The sequence below is a fragment of the Pseudoalteromonas sp. 2CM28B genome (assembly GCF_023161935.1).
The window spans coordinates 1-618 of the sequence record NZ_JALNTH010000112.1 but is presented as its reverse complement, the minus strand read 5'-3'; the positions used below and the strand labels follow the sequence as shown (position 1 = coordinate 618).

1 protein-coding gene is annotated in these 618 nt (G+C 40.8%); it reads right to left on the bottom strand.

Features of this window, described 5'->3' with window-relative positions:
• Nucleotides 1-488 (bottom strand): efflux RND transporter permease subunit (locus tag MTN96_RS36860; protein WP_248534853.1); only part of this gene is annotated, 488 nt, incomplete at its 3' end.
• Nucleotides 489-618 lie beyond the last annotated feature (130 nt).

Genomic DNA, 618 nt, shown 5'->3' with positions numbered 1-618 from the left:
AAGGCAATAGCGGTATAAGGCTCTCCATTAGGCATTTTAGCGTCAGGAGAAGCTTGTACGGTATACATAAATATTTCACCAAGCCCTGTGGAAATAGGACCCATCTCTGGCTCTAAGCCAGAGGGAATAACGCCTTTTATCGCAGCTAATCTTGCATTGATTAAGTTGCGTGCGAAATAAATATCGGTTCCCTCTTCAAAGATAACGGTCACCTGGGATAAACCATATCTTGAAAGAGAGCGGGTGTGAGACAGCTTTGGTAGTCCAGCTAATGCGTTTTCTACTGGAAAAGTTACCCTTTGCTCCGCTTCTAAAGGTGAATAACCGGGGGCAGAGGTATTTATTTGTACCTGTACGTTTGTTATATCTGGAACAGCATCAATGGGAAGTTTTTGATAACTCCACATACCAACGCCGATGATTACCATCAGCAAGCTTAATACTAAATAGCGCCTATTTATTGCAAGACGCAAAATTGATTCAATCATATTGCGTCTCCTAATCGTCGTCTTCTACTTCAGATTTCAAGATATCTGCTTTAATCAGATAACTGTTTTTGTTTACATATTCAGCGTCTTTACTGAGGCCATCAATGACCTCGATATAGTTTTTGTCTGA